The sequence below is a fragment of the Pseudomonas neuropathica genome, from assembly GCF_051174785.1.
In the GTDB taxonomy this organism is placed as follows: domain Bacteria; phylum Pseudomonadota; class Gammaproteobacteria; order Pseudomonadales; family Pseudomonadaceae; genus Aquipseudomonas; species Aquipseudomonas neuropathica_A.
In genome coordinates this window covers 5,288,249-5,306,339 of record NZ_CP195111.1, presented here as the reverse complement: position 1 = coordinate 5,306,339, position 18,091 = coordinate 5,288,249, and the positions used below count along the sequence as shown (strand labels likewise).

The 18,091-nt window shown below is 59.7% G+C and carries 18 protein-coding genes; 15 read left to right on the top strand and 3 right to left on the bottom strand.

The features are described 5' to 3' along the window. Positions 1 to 18: 18 nt before the first annotated feature. Positions 19 to 372 (bottom strand): hydroxyisourate hydrolase, encoded by a 354-nt coding sequence (gene uraH / locus ACRRSD_RS24040; RefSeq protein ID WP_007913983.1) that lies wholly within the window; start codon positions 370 to 372, stop codon positions 19 to 21. 420 nt (positions 373 to 792) lie between these two features. Here uraH and puuE point away from each other — a divergent pair, with 420 nt between their 5' ends. From puuE to ACRRSD_RS24000, 8 genes are all read left to right on the top strand, one after another. Beyond that, on the top strand, positions 793 to 1,719 hold the full coding sequence (gene puuE, locus ACRRSD_RS24035; protein ID WP_435035707.1) for an allantoinase PuuE: 927 nt from the start codon (positions 793 to 795) through the stop codon (positions 1,717 to 1,719). Continuing rightward, positions 1,716 to 2,231, top strand: a complete 516-nt coding sequence (gene uraD, locus ACRRSD_RS24030) for a 2-oxo-4-hydroxy-4-carboxy-5-ureidoimidazoline decarboxylase (protein WP_435035705.1) — start codon at positions 1,716 to 1,718, stop codon at positions 2,229 to 2,231. Before puuE ends, uraD begins: the two co-directional genes overlap by 4 nt. 87 nt (positions 2,232 to 2,318) lie before the next feature. Beyond that, positions 2,319 to 3,314 (top strand): allantoicase, encoded by a 996-nt coding sequence (alc, locus tag ACRRSD_RS24025; RefSeq protein WP_007913974.1) that lies wholly within the window; start codon positions 2,319 to 2,321, stop codon positions 3,312 to 3,314. 120 nt (positions 3,315 to 3,434) lie between these two features. Next, a complete protein-coding gene (locus ACRRSD_RS24020) occupies positions 3,435 to 3,938 on the top strand; it encodes an ureidoglycolate lyase (RefSeq protein WP_435035703.1) in 504 nt (167 codons plus the stop codon). Between the two features lie 51 nt (positions 3,939 to 3,989). Beyond that, a complete protein-coding gene (locus ACRRSD_RS24015; RefSeq protein WP_435035701.1) occupies positions 3,990 to 5,297 on the top strand; it encodes a urate hydroxylase PuuD in 1,308 nt (435 codons plus the stop codon). A gap of 166 nt (positions 5,298 to 5,463) precedes the next feature. Further along, positions 5,464 to 6,822: a nucleobase:cation symporter-2 family protein gene (locus ACRRSD_RS24010; RefSeq protein WP_110721145.1), complete on the top strand. Its 1,359-nt coding sequence runs from the start codon at positions 5,464 to 5,466 to the stop codon at positions 6,820 to 6,822. Between the two features lie 159 nt (positions 6,823 to 6,981). Further along, entirely contained in the window at positions 6,982 to 7,767 is a 786-nt protein-coding gene (locus ACRRSD_RS24005; protein ID WP_016982869.1) for an outer membrane protein OmpK, read from the top strand. A 372-nt stretch (positions 7,768 to 8,139) separates the two neighbouring features. After that, a complete protein-coding gene (locus ACRRSD_RS24000) occupies positions 8,140 to 8,925 on the top strand; it encodes an outer membrane protein OmpK (RefSeq protein WP_095119997.1) in 786 nt (261 codons plus the stop codon). Between the two features lie 90 nt (positions 8,926 to 9,015). On the opposite strand, the gene ACRRSD_RS23995 is transcribed toward ACRRSD_RS24000, so the two are convergent. After that, positions 9,016 to 10,188, bottom strand: a complete 1,173-nt coding sequence (locus ACRRSD_RS23995; protein ID WP_435035699.1) for a patatin-like phospholipase family protein — start codon at positions 10,186 to 10,188, stop codon at positions 9,016 to 9,018. A 35-nt stretch (positions 10,189 to 10,223) separates the two neighbouring features. Next, positions 10,224 to 11,156, bottom strand: a complete 933-nt coding sequence (locus tag ACRRSD_RS23990; protein WP_095114336.1) for a lipid A biosynthesis lauroyl acyltransferase — start codon at positions 11,154 to 11,156, stop codon at positions 10,224 to 10,226. Between the two features lie 117 nt (positions 11,157 to 11,273). Here ACRRSD_RS23990 and minC point away from each other — a divergent pair, with 117 nt between their 5' ends. From minC to ACRRSD_RS23955, 7 genes are all read left to right on the top strand, one after another. Further along, positions 11,274 to 12,011 (top strand): septum site-determining protein MinC, encoded by a 738-nt coding sequence (minC, locus tag ACRRSD_RS23985; protein ID WP_026000431.1) that lies wholly within the window; start codon positions 11,274 to 11,276, stop codon positions 12,009 to 12,011. Positions 12,012 to 12,180: 169 nt separating this feature from the next. Next, complete coding sequence (minD, locus tag ACRRSD_RS23980; protein WP_007913953.1) at positions 12,181 to 12,993, top strand: septum site-determining protein MinD; 813 nt, start codon at positions 12,181 to 12,183, stop codon at positions 12,991 to 12,993. Then, the gene (gene minE / locus ACRRSD_RS23975) at positions 12,993 to 13,247 is read left to right on the top strand and encodes a cell division topological specificity factor MinE (RefSeq protein ID WP_003223146.1); all 255 of its coding nucleotides are present in this window, start codon (positions 12,993 to 12,995) and stop codon (positions 13,245 to 13,247) included. Before minD ends, minE begins: the two co-directional genes overlap by 1 nt. A 91-nt stretch (positions 13,248 to 13,338) precedes the next feature. Then, a complete protein-coding gene (locus ACRRSD_RS23970; RefSeq protein WP_008080882.1) occupies positions 13,339 to 13,974 on the top strand; it encodes an RluA family pseudouridine synthase in 636 nt (211 codons plus the stop codon). A gap of 179 nt (positions 13,975 to 14,153) precedes the next feature. Further along, positions 14,154 to 15,443 (top strand): M18 family aminopeptidase, encoded by a 1,290-nt coding sequence (locus ACRRSD_RS23965; protein ID WP_435035696.1) that lies wholly within the window; start codon positions 14,154 to 14,156, stop codon positions 15,441 to 15,443. A 211-nt stretch (positions 15,444 to 15,654) separates the two neighbouring features. Beyond that, the gene (locus ACRRSD_RS23960; RefSeq protein ID WP_163004785.1) at positions 15,655 to 15,831 is read left to right on the top strand and encodes a hypothetical protein; all 177 of its coding nucleotides are present in this window, start codon (positions 15,655 to 15,657) and stop codon (positions 15,829 to 15,831) included. 77 nt (positions 15,832 to 15,908) lie between these two features. Continuing rightward, positions 15,909 to 18,062, top strand: a complete 2,154-nt coding sequence (locus ACRRSD_RS23955; protein WP_435035695.1) for a mechanosensitive ion channel domain-containing protein — start codon at positions 15,909 to 15,911, stop codon at positions 18,060 to 18,062. Positions 18,063 to 18,091 lie beyond the last annotated feature (29 nt).

The following is an 18,091-nucleotide window of genomic DNA, read 5'->3' as shown; positions in this document are numbered from 1 at the left end:
GGGGCAGCTGCTTGGGGGTCAGCTGCCCCGGTACGTGGAATAGCTGTAGGGCGAAATCAGCAATGGCACGTGGTAGTGATCCTGTTCGGCAGAGATGCCGAAGCGCAGCACCACCACGTCCAGGAATGCCGGTTCCGGCAACTGAACGCCACGGGCGCGGTAGTAATCGCCCGCGTGAAACTGAACCTGATAAACGCCGGTGCGATAGTCATCGCCTTGCAGCAGCGGTGCATCGACCCGGCCATCGCTGTTGGTTACAGCACTGGCGACCAATTCCAGGTGCGATCCTTCAACGCGGTACAGCTCGACCTTGATCGAACTGCCCGGGCAACCGTGTGCAGCGTCCAAAACGTGTGTTGTCAAACGTCCCATTGATTCTGCGCGCCTGCCTGCATGGAGCAGTCAGACTTCGCGCCTCCCGAAGTCAGTTGAAAAGGAGACCGCACCGATTCGGAGCACGAAAAGCTGCGGCGAGCGATTGATTAAGACACTTTTCAAAAAAATTGTACACAATAAAAACGACATTTTTCACGCCACCCCCGCCATTCGGGGGTTTCCTCGCGTTCTGCCAACAACACGCCTATTCATTGCACCTCCCATCCATTAGCTGACTGGTCAGGCAGGTTTCTTGCAGGCTCACGCCAATAACAGCAAAAGATGACAGTCGGTGAAAAATGCGAAAATTCAGGCTTACAAATTGCGAATAAAGTTGTATACAATCAGCCCATCGCTGTGACGCCAGCCTGCCAGGCCGCCACACAAATCTGTCAACGAACAAGAAGGAAGACTGCAGTGAGCGCTGACTACCCACGCGACCTGATCGGTTACGGCAGTAACCCTCCTCACCCACACTGGCCGGGTAATGCCCGCATCGCCCTGTCGTTCGTACTCAATTACGAAGAAGGCGGCGAGCGCAATATTCTGCACGGCGACAAAGAATCCGAAGCGTTCCTTTCCGAGATGGTTGCTGCCCAGCCGCTGCAAGGCGCGCGCAACATGAGCATGGAATCGCTTTACGAGTATGGCAGCCGTGCCGGCGTCTGGCGGATCCTGAAACTGTTCAAGGAATTCGACATTCCGCTGACCATCTTCGCTGTCGCCATGGCCGCACAACGCCACCCGGACGTGATCCGCGCGATGGTCGATGCCGGCCACGAGATCTGCAGCCACGGCTACCGCTGGATCGACTACCAGTACATGGACGAAGCGCAGGAACGCGAGCATATGCTCGAAGCGATCCGCGTCCTCACCGAAATCACCGGTGAGCGCCCACTGGGCTGGTACACCGGCCGCACCGGCCCGAACACCCGTCGTCTGGTCATGGAAGAAGGTGGTTTCCTCTACGACTGCGACACCTACGACGATGACCTGCCCTACTGGGAACCGAACAACCCGACCGGCAAGCCGCATCTGGTGATCCCGTATACCCTCGACACCAACGACATGCGCTTCACTCAGGTGCAGGGTTTCAACAAGGGTGACGACTTCTTCGAATACCTCAAAGACGCGTTCGACGTGCTCTATGCCGAAGGCGCTGAAGCACCGAAAATGCTCTCGATCGGTCTGCACTGCCGCCTGATCGGCCGTCCGGGTCGCATCGCTTCACTCAAACGCTTTATCGAATACGCCAAAAGTCATGAACAGGTGTGGTTCAGCCGTCGCGTCGACATCGCGCGTCACTGGCACGAAACCCAGCCGTACCAAGGGACCGCCAAATGAGCCGCTTTCAAACCCTGCAACCGTCGAGCCTGAGCCGCGACGCTTTCGTCAACGCTTTCGCCGACATCTACGAACATTCGCCATGGGTGGCCGAGAAGGCCTATGACCTGAGCGCGGACACTTCGATCGACGAGATCGAAACCCTGCACCAGCGCATGAGCGACATCCTGTTGAGCGCCGATCACGCCAGCCAGCTTGCGCTGATCAACGCTCACCCGGACCTGGCCGGCAAAGCCGCCGTCCAGGGCCAACTGACCGAAGCCAGCACCAATGAACAGGCTGGCGCCGGTATTCACCAATGCACGGCCGAAGAGTTCCAGCGCTTCACCGAGCTGAACGACGCCTACAAAGCCAAGTTCAAGTTTCCCTTCATCATGGCGGTAAAAGGCAGCAACCGGCATCAGATCCTCGCGGCGTTCGAAACGCGCATTCACAACTCGCAAGATACCGAGTTCAAATGCGCGCTGGCGGAGATCAACAAGATCGCCCTGTTCCGTTTACTGACCCTATAGCGAGCCTGACCCGAGTACATCAAACGCGGAGAGTACCCAGGGTCTCGCAAGCATCCCCAGCCACTTATTTAAAGGCAGACAAGAAGAATGAAAGCTTACGCCGTACCTTTCGAAAAATTCGTCAACCTGGCCGATGCCCGTCTGGGCACCAAAATCATCTCGGTCACCGATGACTGGTTCGCAGACGCCAATCGTCTGTTCCAACCGACCCCGGCCGTATGGAAGGAGGGCGTGTTCGATGACAACGGCAAGTGGATGGACGGCTGGGAATCGCGCCGCAAGCGCTTCGAAGGCTTCGACAGCGCTGTGATTCGTCTGGGCGTACCGGGCTCGATCAAAGGCGTGGACATCGACACTTCATTCTTCACCGGCAACTTCCCGCCATCGGCCTCTCTGGAAGCGTGCTTCCTGGCGTCGGGCGAGCCTGATGAAAACACTCAGTGGACTGAAGTGCTGTCGGCCGTCGAGCTGCAAGGCAACAGCCACCACTACCACGAAATCAGCAACGACCAAGCGTTCAGCCACCTGCGCTTCAACATCTACCCGGACGGCGGTGTCGCCCGTCTGCGCGTGTACGGCATTCCGTTCCGCGACTGGTCGGCGGTTGGCGACAACGAGCAAGTCGATCTGGCAGCAGCCCTCAATGGTGGCCGCGCCCTCGCCTGCTCCGACGAACACTTCGGCCGCATGAGCAACATCCTCAACCCGGGCCGTGGCATCAACATGGGCGACGGCTGGGAAACTGCACGTCGTCGTACCCCGGGCAATGACTGGGTGATCGTCGCGCTGGGTCATCCGGGCGAGATCGAGAAGATCGTCGTCGACACCCTGCACTTCAAAGGCAACTACCCGGACACGTGCTCGATCCAGGGCGCGTTCGTGAAAGGCGGTACTGACAGCCAGATCGAGACCCAGTCGCTGTTCTGGCGTGAACTGCTGCCGAGCCAGAAGCTGGAAATGCACGCCGAACACACCTTCGTCGAGCAGATCAAGGCGCTGGGCCCGATCACCCACATCCGCCTGAACGTGTTCCCGGACGGTGGTGTGAGCCGCCTGCGCGTTCTCGGCAAGGTCGCTAAATAAGCAGTGAAGCCATTCGCGAGCAGGCTAGCTCCCACAAGGGATCGCATTCCAAAGGTGGGAGCGAGCCTGCTCGCGAAGGCGTCAGAACAGTCAACACAGAATTCGGATAAGAAGAACAGCATGCGCACACTACAGATTGAACCGCTGAGCAAAGAAGCCTTCGCCCCTTTCGGTGACGTGATCGAAACCGACGGCAGCGATCACTTCATGATCAACAACGGTTCGACCATGCGCTTCCATAAACTGGCGACGGTCGAAACCGCTCAGCCCGAGGACAACGCGATCATCAGCATCTTCCGCGCCGACGCGCAGGACATGCCGCTGACCGTTTGCATGCTGGAACGCCATCCGCTGGGCAGCCAGGCTTTCATTCCGCTGCTCGGTAACCCCTTTCTGATCGTGGTCGCGCCACTTGGCGATGAACCTGTATCAGGCTTGGTCCGCGCCTTCGTCACCAACGGCAGGCAGGGCATCAATTACCATCGCGGCGTTTGGCACCATCCGGTGCTGACGATCGAAAAGCGGGATGACTTCCTGGTGGTTGATCGCAGTGGCACAGGCAATAACTGCGATGAGCATTTTTTCAAAGAGGATGAGCGTTTGATCCTCGCCCCCCACCAATAAGAGAAGGTCTGATCACTCGACAACAAGAGTGACAGGCGAGAGGTAAAGACTGTGGAAGCACATCTGTTGGAATGGCTGAACCTGAGCGTGCGCTGGGTTCACATGATTACTGGCGTGGCCTGGATCGGCGCGTCGTTCTACTTCGTCTGGCTGGAGAACAACCTCAACCGCGTCAACCCGAAAACCGGTCTTGCCGGTGACCTGTGGGCGATCCACGGTGGCGGTATCTATCACCTCGAAAAATACAAACTGGCCCCGCCGGCGATGCCGGAGAACCTGCACTGGTTCAAATGGGAAGCCTACTTCACCTGGATGTCGGGGATCGCGCTGCTGTGCGTGGTGTTCTACTCCAACCCGACGCTCTACCTGCTGGCTCCGGGCAGCACCCTGAGCGGCCCTGAAGGCGTGGCCATCGGTATCGGCTCGCTGTTTATCGGCTGGTTCATCTACTCCTTCCTGTGCGACTCGGCCCTGGGTAAACGCCCTGCTCTGCTCGGCTTCATTCTGTTCGTGCTGATCATCGGTGCGGCGTATGGCTTCAGCAAAGTGTTCAGCGGTCGTGGTGCATACCTGCACGTTGGCGCGATCATCGGCACGATCATGGTCGGTAACGTGTTCCGCATCATCATGCCGGCGCAACGCGCACTGGTCGCGGCGATTGCCGAGAACCGCACGCCGGACCCGGCGCTGCCAGCCAAAGGTTTGCTGCGTTCACGTCACAACAACTACTTCACCCTGCCAGTGCTGTTCATCATGATCAGCAACCATTTCCCGAGCACCTATGGCAGCCAGTACAACTGGTTAATCCTCGCCGGGATCGCGGTGTTGGCGGTGTTGGTGCGTCACTACTTCAACACCCGTCACGACAGCCACAAGTTTGCCTGGACCCTGCCAGTGGCAGCGGTGGGCATGATCAGTCTGGCGTACGTCACCGGCCCGATGCCGATGTCGACCGCGCCGGAAGTGGCCAAGGCGCCAGCGAAAATCGAGTACCAACCGTTGCCGGAAACGGCACTGGGCGGTGGCGCGAAACCGGCTGAAGCAGCACCGGCAGCCCCTGCTGAACCTGCTGCACCAACACAAGCCTCCAACGCAGGTCCTGGCTTTGACAAAGTCCACACCGTGATTCAAGAACGTTGCGCGGTTTGCCACTCGGCCAAACCAACCAGTCCGTTGTTCAGTGCTGCACCTGCGGGCGTGATGCTCGATACCCCAGAGCAGATCCGTCAGAACGCGGCGCGCATCCAGGCGCAAGCCATCACCACGCAGATCATGCCACTGGGCAACATCACGCAGATGACCCAGCAGGAACGTGACCTGATCGGTGCATGGATCGCCCAGGGAGCGCAGACCAACTAAGTAACAAAGCTCCGCGAGCAGGCTCGCTCCCACAGAGATCGCGCATTTCCTGTGGGAGCGAGCCTGCTCGCGAATCGCCTTAGCGCAGTTTTACCTGATGCAAATAAACAGCTGTGAGCAACCCGGCAGCTGTTAATCACAAGAATAAAAAGATCCGAGGTGTTGCATGTCCGAGCTGTCCAAAGCGCGCATCCCCGACGCACCCGCCATTCAGCGATTGCCCCTTTTGCAACTGATCCTGGTCGGTTTGCAACATGTTCTGCTGATGTACGGTGGTGCCATCGCGGTGCCGCTGATCATTGGACAGGCCGCTGGCCTGAGTCGTGAAGAAATTGCCTTCCTGATCAACGCCGACCTGCTGGTCGCCGGTATCGCAACCATCGTGCAATCCATGGGCATCGGCCCGATGGGCATCCGCATGCCGGTGATGATGGGCGCCAGTTTCGCTGCGGTCGGCAGCATGGTCGCCATGGCCGGCATGCCCGGTATCGGCCTGCAAGGCATCTTCGGTGCAACGATCGCCGCCGGTTTCTTCGGCATGCTCATCGCGCCGTTCATGTCCAAGGTCGTGCGCTTTTTCCCGCCGCTGGTGACCGGCACGGTCATCACCTCGATCGGTTTATCGCTGTTCCCCGTGGCCGTGAATTGGGCCGGTGGCGGCGCCGCCGCTGCGCAATTCGGCTCACCGATTTATCTGGCCATCGCCGCTCTGGTGTTGGGCACCATTCTGTTGATTCACCGCTTTATGCGCGGTTTCTGGGTCAACATCTCCGTCCTGATCGGCATGTGCTTCGGCTACCTGCTGTGCGGCGCGATCGGCATGGTCGACCTGAGCGGCATGGCCAACGCGCCATGGGTTCAGTTCGTCACTCCGCTGCATTTCGGCATGCCGAAATTCGAACTGGCACCGATCCTGTCGATGTGTCTGGTGGTGGTGATCATCTTCGTCGAGTCCACCGGGATGTTCCTCGCCCTGGGCAAAATCACCGGCCAGGAGGTCTGCCCACGCATGCTGCGTCGTGGCTTGCTGTGTGATGCCGGCGCCTCGTTCGTGGCGGGTTTCTTCAACACGTTTACCCACTCCTCGTTCGCCCAGAACATCGGTCTGGTGCAGATGACCGGAGTACGTTGCCGCTCGGTGACCATCGTTGCCGGTGGCTTGCTGATCGTCCTGAGCCTGCTGCCGAAAGCAGCCTTTCTGGTGGCGTCGATTCCGCCGGCGGTACTCGGCGGCGCAGCAATCGCGATGTTCGGCATGGTTGCCGCGACCGGCATCAAGATTCTCCAGGAAGCAGACATCGGTGACCGTCGCAACCAGTTGCTGGTGGCGGTGAGCATCGGCATGGGCCTGATCCCGGTGGTGCGTCCGGAGTTCTTCGCGCATCTGCCGATGTGGATGAGCCCGATTACCCACAGCGGCATCGCCATGGCCACGCTCAGCGCGCTGACGCTGAACCTGCTGTTCAACATTCTCGGCGGCAAAGAGCGTGCAGCGATCAACGACTGCCACGCGCACCAGCATTAACGAAGTCACCACAAAACCTTGTGGGAGCGAGCCTGCTCGCGAAAGCGCTGTGTCATTCAACTGTGATGGTGACACGCCCTCTTCGCGAGCAGGCTCGCTCCCACAAGGGCTAAGCAACCGCTCTGCGCCTCAAACAATAAAAACAAGAGGGAGCAACCAATGATTCGCACGCAAACCAACGTTCTGTTGAGTGGCGGCCTGCTGGCCGCGAGTCAGGCCATGGCCGGCGATTTACTGCTGTGGCAGACCAACAGCCTGAGCTATCTGTACGGCAAGAACTTCGCAATCAACCCGTCGATCCAGCAGACGCTGACCTTCGAGCACGCCGATAAGTGGAAGTACGGCGACAACTTCCTGTTCGTCGACAAGATCTTCTACAACGGCAAGGAAGACGCGAACAAAGGCCCGCACGCCTTCTACGGTGAATTCACCCCGCGCTTCTCGTTCGGCAAGATCTTCGACCAGAAACTTGAGTTCGGCCCGATCAAAGACGTGCTGCTGGCCATGACCTATGAATACGGCGAAGGTGACAGCGAGGCCTACCTGATCGGCCCCGGCTTCGACCTCAAGGTGCCCGGCTTCAACTACGTCACCCTGAACATTTTCCGCCGCCAGACCGAAGGCCCGCGTCCCGGTGATGGCGTCTGGCAGATCACGCCGGGCTGGTCCTACAGCTTTCCTTTAGGCAACTCCGATGTGCTGATCGACGGCTACCTCGATTGGGTGGTCGACAACGATGAAAACTCGCGCGGCACCTACCACGCCAACCTGCACATCAATCCGCAGATCAAATATGACTTGGGCAAAGCCCTGGGCTGGAGCCACAAGCAACTGTATGTCGGCACCGAATACAGCTATTGGAAAAATAAATACGGCGTCGAAAACACCCACAACTTCGACACCAACCAGAACACCGCCAGCCTGCTGGTCAAGGTGCACTTTTAAGATGGCCCGCAACCGTGCCCCATACCTGTCGTCGGTGCTCTGTTGCGGGGCACTTGAGACCTGGCCGTTGAGTCAGTATTCTCCGCGGCCTCTTGAATTCGGTCTAAAAAAAAGCCCGGATTTAATTCCTGACCGAAAAGCCAACTTATCCCGGCCCCGGTCAGTACCGAGGCACCCGAAAACACACTCAATCGACTGTTTTTCAGCAGCCGAGCGGGTGTTTTTTTGCTTTTCGAAAGCCTTGGCTCGGCTCTTGCTAACAGCAACGAAGCTGACCGATCGGATGACTTTTGCAGCAACGAAAAAAGGCGCCACACCAGAGCGCCGATCTTAAAAAAATAAACGTGGAACACCTACTTTGGGAGCAACCGAATGAAACGTATGTGCACCAGCCTGATGCTCGCGGGATCGATGTTGGCCGGCGGCCAGGCCATGGCCGAGGGCCTGCTGCAGTGGCAGAACAACAGCCTGACCTATCTGTATGGCAAGGACTTCCAGGTCAACCCGCGCATCCAGCAGACTGTCACCTTCGAGCATGCCGATGCGTGGACTTATGGGGACAACTTCTTCTTCTTCGACAAGATCTTCTACAACGGTGGCAAGGACTTCAGCAACGGTCCGAACACCTACTACGGTGAGTTCAGCCCGCGCATCTCGCTAGGCAAAGTGCTCGACCAGAAGATCGAGTTCGGCCCGATCAAAGACGTGCTGGTGGCGATGACATACGAGTTCGGCGAAGGCGACACCGAGTCGTACCTGATCGGTCCAGGCTTCGACCTGGCGATTCCGGGCTTCGACTACTTCCAGTTGAACTTCTACCAGCGCCACACCCAAGGCGCTCGCGCCGGTGACAACGTCTGGCAGATCACTCCGGTCTGGTCCTACACCATCCCGGTCGGCAAGTCGGACATCCTGATCGACGGCTTCATGGACTGGGTCACCGACAACGACTCCAACTCCAAAGGCGATTACCACGCCAACCTGCACTTCAACCCGCAGGTCAAATACGACTTGGGCAAGGCGTTGAGTTTCGGCGAGAAGCAGTTGTATGTCGGTGTGGAATACGACTACTGGAAAGACAAGTACGGCATCGACGATACCGGTGCGTTCAAGACCAATCAGAGCACCACGAGCTTCCTGGTGAAGTTCCACTTCTGATTTCAAGAGCTTCGCGAGCAGGCTCGCTCCCACATTCGACCGAGTTCCAATGTGGGAGCGAGCCTGCTCGCGAAGGCCTCACCGCAGATTTCAGGCCGGAACCACCGCTTCGGATATCCCCAAAAACCGGCACAGCTCCTCGCGCTTGGCCAACGCATCACGCCGCCCCAGATCAATCAACTCGCTGCAATACCCCGCCTCGAACAGCAGATAACTCAATACCCCTGCCCCACTGGTCTTGGTCGCTCCCGGCCCACGCAGAAACAAACGCAACGCCGCCGGCAATTCCTGGCGATGCCGCGCCGCGATCTCATCGATCGGCTGACTCGGCGAAATCACCAGCACCTCCACCGGTGCCACACCCAACTCGCGCGTCGGCGTACCGGCGGGCATCAAGTGGCTGAACTGGTTGAGACGCTGGAGCAACTCGATGTCGCTTTCCAGGCTGTCAATAAACGTGCTGTTGAGCATGTGCCCGCCGATCTGCGCCAGCGTCGGCTGCTGACCGGTGTAGGCGCGCTCCTGCGGCTGCTGCGGATCAAATCCGCGCGGGTTGCCGCTGACACCGACCACCAGCACCCGGCTCGCGCCCAAATGCAATGCCGGGCTGATCGGTGCCGATTGCCGCACGGCGCCATCACCGAAATATTCATCACCGATTTTCACCGGCGCGAACAACAACGGAATCGCCGAACTGGCCAGCAGGTGATCCACCGATAGCTGCGTCGGCACACCAATACGCCGATGGCGCAACCACGAATCAATGGTGCCGCCGCCCTGATAGAACGTCACCGCTTGTCCTGATTCGTAGCCGAACGCGGTCACCGCCACCGCATGCAATTGCTTGCGCGCGATGGATTCGGCGATGCCAGGCATGTGCAGTTTTTCATTGAGCAGATCGCGCAGCGGCGAACTGTTGAGCAGTGCCACTGGCAATTGTCGACCGAGGCCGAGCAGGCTGTGGCTGACAAAGCGGCTGGCCTGACGGATAACCCCGGGCCAGTCACTGCGCAGCACGCGATGGCTGCGAAAGCCCTGCCAGAACAAGGTGAGGCGTTCGATGGCGGCGCGAAAGTCTGTAGCACCACTGGCGAGGCTGACGGCGTTGATCGCCCCGGCCGACGTGCCGACGATCACCGGAAACGGATTGTCCGCGCCCAACGGCAGTAATTCGGCAATCGCCGCCAGCACCCCCACCTGATACGCCGCCCGAGCCCCGCCGCCGGAAAGAATCAAACCTGTGACCGGTTCAGCTGGGCTCATCGCAACACTCCATGGTGCTTAAAGGGATGGGGCAATCAACCGCGCTTGGCGTACAGCTTCGGCTCGCCCGGTGGACGGCTCTTGAAGCGTCGATGCGCCCACAGATACTGCTCGGGGCAGGCGCGCAAAGCGCTCTCGACCCACTGGTTGATGCGGATGCAGTCGGCCTCTTCGGTTTCGCCGGGGAAATCTTCCAGCGGCGGATGAATCACCAAGCGATAACCGCTGCCGTCGGCCAGACGTTCCTGAGTAAACGGCACCACCAGCGCCTTGCCGAGACGGGCGAATTTCGTCGTCGCCGTCACGGTCGCGGCCTGAATGCCGAACAGCGGCACGAAGATACTTTGTTTGGCGCCGTAGTCCTGATCCGGTGCGTACCAGATCGCGCGACCGGAACGCAGTAGCTTAAGCATGCCACGCACGTCGTCGCGCTCCACCGCCAGCGAGTCGAGGTTGTGCCGCTCGCGCCCCTGACGCTGAACATAGTCAAACAACGGATTCTTGTGCTCGCGGTACATGCCGTCGATGGTGTGCTGCTGACCGAGCAACGCTGCGCCGATTTCCAGCGTGGTGAAATGCGCCGCCATCAGGATCACGCCTTTGCCTTCGCGCTGAGCTTTTTGTAAATGCTCCAGGCCTTCAACATGGGCCAGCTTGGCCAGACGTTCACGCGACCACCACCAGCTCATGGCCATTTCAAAAAAGGCGATGCCGGTGGAGGCGAAGTTTTCCTTGAGCAGGCGTTTGCGCTCGGCGGCGGATTTTTCCGGGAAGCACAGCTCAAGATTGCGCTTGGCGATGCGCCGCCGGTCGCCGGCCACGCGATACATCAAGGCGCCCAAAACTCGACCGATGGTCAGCAAGGCCGGATACGGCAACTGCACGATCAGCCATAAAAGCCCCAGACCGCACCAGAGCGGCCAGAAGCGAGGCGATAAAAATGCTTTTCGAAAACGCGGGCGATCCATTAAAGCTTCCGTAAATACAGTGGCCGCGCATTCTACATCGTTCGACCCGGCTTGCGGCTCGCGGGCGTTCTCGTTATAAGTCTCGGCACTTTTAGTGACAAGCCGTTGTATGCCGACATGAGCCAAACCGAACCGTTAGACCAAGATCCCGTATTCCAGCTCAAGGGCAGCATGCTGGCCATTACTGTGCTGGAACTGGCCCGTAACGACCTCGAAAGCCTCGATCGGCAATTGGCCGCCAAAGTCGCCCAGGCGCCGAACTTCTTCAGCAACGCGCCGCTGGTTCTGGCGCTGGACAAACTGCCGCCGAGCGAAGGCGCCGTCGATCTGCCGGGCCTGATGCGCGTCTGCCGTCAACATGGCCTGCGCACCCTGGCGATTCGCGCCAGCCGCATCGAAGACATCGCCGCCGCCATCGCCATCGACATTCCCGTGCTGCCGCCGTCCGGCGCCCGTGAGCGGCCGCTGGAAACACCCGAAGCCGAAGTCAAAAAGAAACCGGAAAAACCGCCGGAACCCACCGTCAAACCGACCCGCGTCATCACCACGCCAGTACGTGGTGGCCAACAGATATACGCGCAGGGTGGCGATCTGGTCGTGGTGTCCTCGGTCAGCCCGGGGGCGGAACTTCTCGCCGATGGCAACATCCATGTATACGGCCCGATGCGTGGTCGGGCGCTGGCCGGCGTGAAGGGTGATACCAAGGCACGGATTTTCTGTCAGCAATTGAGCGCTGAACTGATCTCCATCGCCGGTCATTACAAGGTTTCCGAAGATTTGCGCCGCGACCCTATGTGGGGCTCGGGCGTACAGGTCAGCCTGTCGGGCGACGTGTTGAACATCATTCGGCTTTAACGGATACTGCCGCATTTTCCAAGCATCTCTAAAACGTAGCGAAAACGGCTCAAACGAAGTAGGAAAAAGGCTCAACGCCGAATTCCAGCCAAGGCTGTCCGACTGCAGTAGTTTTCAAGAGATGTTTTTCAGGGGCTAAAAAGTCCTTCTTCCTTAGGGGTGAAACACCTTGGCCAAGATTCTCGTGGTTACATCCGGCAAGGGTGGTGTGGGTAAGACCACCACCAGCGCCGCTATCGGTACCGGCCTCGCTCTGCGCGGCCACAAAACAGTGATCGTCGACTTCGACGTGGGCTTGCGTAACCTTGACCTGATCATGGGTTGCGAGCGCCGCGTGGTGTATGACTTCGTCAACGTGGTCAACGGCGAAGCCAACCTGCAACAGGCCCTGATCAAAGACAAGCGCCTGGAAAACCTCTACGTACTGGCCGCCAGTCAGACCCGCGACAAAGACGCGCTGACTGTCGAAGGCGTGGAAAAAGTCCTGATGGAGCTCAAGGAACAATTCGAGTTCGTCGTCTGCGACTCCCCGGCCGGCATCGAAAAAGGTGCACACCTAGCCATGTACTTCGCTGACGAAGCGATCGTCGTGACCAACCCGGAAGTGTCCTCGGTACGAGATTCGGACCGCATGCTCGGCCTGCTGGCGAGCAAATCGCGTCGCGCCGAACGTGGCGAAGACCCGATCAAGGAACACCTGCTGATCACCCGCTACCACCCGGAGCGTGTTGAAAAGGGCGAAATGCTTGGCGTTGAAGACGTCAAGGAAATCCTCTCGGTAACGCTGCTTGGCGTGATCCCGGAGTCCCAGGCGGTGCTCAAGGCATCCAACCAGGGCGTGCCGGTGATTCTCGACGACCAGAGCGATGCCGGTCAGGCGTATAGCGATACCGTCGACCGTTTGCTGGGCAAAGAAAAAGCCCACCGTTTCCTCGATGTCGAGAAGAAGGGATTCTTCGAGCGCCTGTTTGGAGGTAGGTAATGAACCTTTTTGACTTCTTTCGTGCCAACAAAAAGCCAAGTACCGCCTCGGTAGCGAAAGAGCGTCTACAGATCATCGTGGCGCATGAGCGCGGCCAGCGCAGCACGCCGGATTACTTGCCAGCCTTGCAGAAGGAACTGGTCGACGTGATCCGCAAGTACGTCAACATCGGTAACGACGACGTACATGTTGCACTGGAAAGCCAGGGCAGTTGCTCGATTCTGGAACTCAACATCACCCTGCCTGATCGCTGAGTCGATCCGGCAGGTACGACGGCGGTTCAGGGCCATCCCCATGCGGGAATGGCCCTGAACCGCCGTTGGCATTTGTTACGAGGCTGTTTTAATGCCGCTGTCCAACATCCGCATCATCCATCAGGACGCCGCCGTACTGGTGGTCGACAAACCGACGTTGCTGCTCTCGGTGCCCGGTCGCGCCGACGACAACAAGGATTGCCTGATTACCCGTTTGCAGGAAAACGGCTACCCGGAAGCGCGCATCGTCCATCGCCTGGACTGGGAAACCTCCGGCATCATTCTGCTCGCGCGTGACGCCGACACTCACCGCGAACTGTCGCGCCAGTTTCACGACCGCGAAACCGAAAAGGCCTACACCGCTTTGGCCTGGGGTCAGCCAGAACTCGACAGTGGCAGTATCGACCTGCCGCTGCGTTACGACCCACCGACCAAGCCGCGTCATGTCGTCGACCACGAATTCGGCAAGCATGCGCTGACCTTCTGGCGTGTGCTAGAACGTTGCGGTGACTGGTGTCGCGTCGAGCTGACACCGATCACCGGCCGTTCGCACCAGTTGCGCGTGCACATGCTGTCGATCGGGCATCCGCTGCTCGGTGACGGGCTCTACGCACATGAGCAGGCGCTGGCCGCCTGGCCGCGCCTGTGCCTGCACGCAAGCATGCTCAGCTTCACCCACCCGCAAAGCGGCGAACGCCTGCGCTTCGAGTGCCCTGCACCGTTCTGACCGACAACACCGAACCCCTGTGGGAGCGAGCCTGCTCGCGAAAGCGGTATTACATTCAACATTGATGTTGACTGATCAATCGCTTTCGCGAGCAGGCTCGCTCCCACAGGGGACCCGGTGCAGATTCAATTCCCCGGCCGATGCGTTAAACTCCCGCCCATTGCTGTCTGGAGTTTCTTATGCGCGAAGAGTTGAACCAAGGCCTGATCGACTTTCTCAAGGCCTCCCCTACCCCGTTCCACGCCACCGCCAGTCTGGTGCAGCGTCTGGAGGCTGCCGGTTTCGTGCGCCTCGACGAGCGCGAGCCATGGAGCACCGAGCCTAACGGCCGCTATTACGTTACCCGTAACGACTCTTCGATCGTCGCGATCAAAATGGGCCGCACTTCGCCACTGCACGGCGGCATCCGTCTGGTCGGCGCGCACACCGACAGCCCGTGCCTGCGGGTCAAGCCGCAACCTGAACTGCAGCGTCAGGGCTTCTGGCAGCTGGGCGTTGAAGTCTACGGCGGCGCGCTGCTGGCGCCTTGGTTCGACCGCGATCTGTCGCTGGCCGGCCGCGTGACCTTCCGCCGTGACGGTAAAGTCGAAAGCCAGTTGATCGACTTCAAGGCGCCGATCGCGATCATTCCGAACCTGGCCATTCACCTCAACCGTGAAGCCAATCAGGGCTGGGCGATCAACGCGCAGACCGAACTTCCGCCGATCCTCGCGCAATTCGCCGGTGACGAGCGCGTCGACTTCCGCGCCGTACTCACCGATCAACTGGCCCGCGAACACGGTTTGAACGCCGACGTCGTGCTCGATTACGAGCTGAGCTTCTACGACACGCAAAGCGCAGCAGTTATCGGTCTCAACGGTGATTTCATTGCCGGCGCGCGCCTCGACAACCTGCTGTCGTGCTACGCCGGTCTGCAAGCCCTGCTCACCGCTGAAACCGACGAAACCTGCGTGCTGGTGTGCAACGACCACGAAGAAGTCGGCTCCTGCTCGGCCTGCGGTGCCGATGGCCCGATGCTCGAACAGACCCTGCGTCGTCTGCTGCCGGAAGGTGACGAGTTCGTCCGCACCATCCAGAAATCCCTGCTGGTCTCGGCCGACAACGCCCACGGCGTGCACCCCAACTACGCAGAAAAGCACGACGCCAACCACGGCCCGAAACTCAACGCCGGCCCGGTGATCAAGGTCAACAGCAACCAGCGCTACGCCACCAACAGCGAAACCGCCGGTTTCTTCCGTCATCTGTGCATGGCCGAAGAAGTCCCGGTGCAAAGCTTCGTGGTGCGCAGCGACATGGGCTGCGGCTCGACCATCGGCCCGATCACCGCCAGCCACCTCGGTGTGCGTACCGTCGATATTGGCCTGCCGACCTTCGCTATGCACTCGATCCGCGAACTGTGCGGCAGCCACGACCTGGCGCACCTGGTCAAAGTGCTCAGCGCGTTCTACGCCTGCCGCGAGCTGCCTTAAAGCTTAAAAGCTTCGCGAGCAGGTCGAATCGTCGCACCGTCGCTCCCACAGTTTGAAATGCATTCCAATGTGGGAGCGAGCCTGCTCGCGAAAGCGGCAGTCCAGACAACACAAATTTCATCTTTGGGCTGACTCAGTTCTGATACACATCAGCACGGCTCAGCCAAAACCGACCTAGACTTACATCATTCATTTCGACAAGGCAGTCTCCATGATCTCGATGTCTTCGTTCCACGCCATGCTCATTCCGATTCTGAGCGGAATGATCCTGCTGGCCATCGGCTTCAACTTCCGTGACAAGAACGCCGGCGTGTTCGCCATGTGGATCGGCATGCTCACGATCCTCGCCACCGTGGTCTACAAGATCCTCGCCAAACTCAACGAATAAATCCGCACCCGGCTCGCATTGCTTTAGTGGGCCTCGTACACTCCAGCGAATCCGCCCCTTGCGAGGTTGACCGCCTAGTGTTCGCTCGTCTTTTTGCTTTGCCCAATCTGTTCCTCGTCTGCCTGATGACGCTGCTGCCGCTGGCGCCCGCCCACGCGGTCGGCTTGCCCGGTCTGCTCAACACCAACAAAGCGCAGCCCGAAGCGCAGGAGCCGCTCGGTCAGTCCCTCGACGAAGTCATCAAGTCGCTGGAAAACGACAAGCAACGCGCACAGTTGCTGACCGATCTGAAGAAACTGCGCGACGCCACCAAAAAAGCCCAGGCCAGCCCTGAAGAAGGCGTGCTCGGCCTGATCGGCGGCACCCTGTCCAACTTCGAAAAACAATTTACCGGCGCCGACAGCCCGCTCAACCGCTGGGGCAACGAGTTCGACCTGGCCAAGGACGAACTGAGTGCAATGATGCTGCCGGCCAACGAATGGCTGCCGATCATCTTCGGCTTCGCCATGATCCTCGCCGTGTGGAGCCTGCTCGCCGCCGCGCTGATCTGGCTCGGCCATCGGGTACGCATGCGCTTTGGCCTCACCGAAGAATTGCCGCAACATCCCAAAGCCCTCGACATGTTGCGCTTCGCTTTGCGCAAGCTCGGGCCGTGGCTGATCGCCTTGGTGATGACCGTCTACATGAGCTACGCCTTGCCGTCGTCACTGGGCAAAAGCCTGGCGATGGTGCTGGCCTATGCGCTGGTGGTCGGCACCTGTTTTTCGGCGATCTGCGTGATCGCGTTTTCCCTGCTCGATGGCCCGCACCGCCATCGCGCGCTGTACATCCTGCGTCATCAGGCGTTCCGGCCGCTGTGGCTGATCGGCAGCTTCGCCGCGTTCGGTGAGGCGCTGAACGATCCACGCCTGATCGAAAGCCTGGGCGTGCATCTGGCCCACACCGCCGCGACCATCGCCAATGTCCTCGCGGCACTGTCGACCGGTCTGTTTATCCTGCGTTTCCGCCGACCGATTGCGCACCTGATCCGCAACCAGCCGCTATCGCGACGCCTGACCCGCCGCGCGCTCAGCGACACCATCGAAATCCTCGGCACCTTCTGGTACGTGCCGGCGCTGGTGCTGGTCGGCATCTCGCTGTTCGCCACGTTCGTTTCCGCCGGCGACACCAGCACCGCCTTGCGCCAGTCGCTGATCTGCACCGTGCTGCTAGTGATGTGCATGGTGATCAACGGCCTCGTGCGCCGCCACTCACTGAAACCGCAACGCGGGCCGAAACGCCACGCGCTCTACTCCGAACGCCTGAAAAACTTCTTCTACACCCTCGCGCACCTGGTGGTCTGGCTGGTCTTTATCGAACTCGGCCTGCGCGTGTGGGGCCAGTCGCTGATCGGTTTCGCCGAGGGCGAAGGGCATGATGTCAGCGTCAAACTGTTCAGCCTGATCGGCACGCTGATTTTCTCCTGGCTGATCTGGATCCTCGCCGACACCGCCGTGCATCACGCCCTCACCCGCTCGCGCAAAGGCCTGGCCAACGCCCGCGCACAAACGATGATGCCGTTGATCCGCAACGTGCTGTTCGTGGCGATCTTCATCATCGCGCTGATCGTCGCCCTGGCGAACATGGGCATGAACGTCACACCACTGCTGGCCGGTGCCGGTGTGATCGGTCTGGCCATCGGTTTCGGCGCGCAGTCGCTGGTCGCGGACTTGATCACCGGCCTGTTCATCATCATCGAAGACTCGCTGGCCATCGATGACTACGTCGACGTCGGCGGCCACCTCGGCACCGTCGAAGGCCTGACCATCCGCACCGTGCGCCTGCGCGACATCGACGGCATCGTTCACACCATCCCGTTCAGCGAAATCAAAAGCATCAAGAACTACTCGCGGGAATTCGGCTACGCGATCTTCCGAGTGGCGGTGCCGTACAACATGGAGATCGATGACGCGATCAAACTGATGCGCGAAGTCGGGCAGAAGATGCGGACCGATCCGCTGCAGCGGCGCAATATCTGGTCGCCGCTGGAAATTCAGGGTGTCGAAAGCTTCGAGTCAGGCAGCGCGATTCTGCGCGCACGGTTCAAGACCGCGCCGATCAAACAATGGGAAGTTTCCCGAGCCTTCAACCTGTCGCTCAAGCGCCATCTCGACGAAGCCGGACTCGATCTGGCAACGCCGCGCATGAGCGTGCAAGTGATCACTGCCGGTGGCGGTCAGCCGAAGGAATAGCACTCAGGCGCGCGATTGCAGTCACAGGC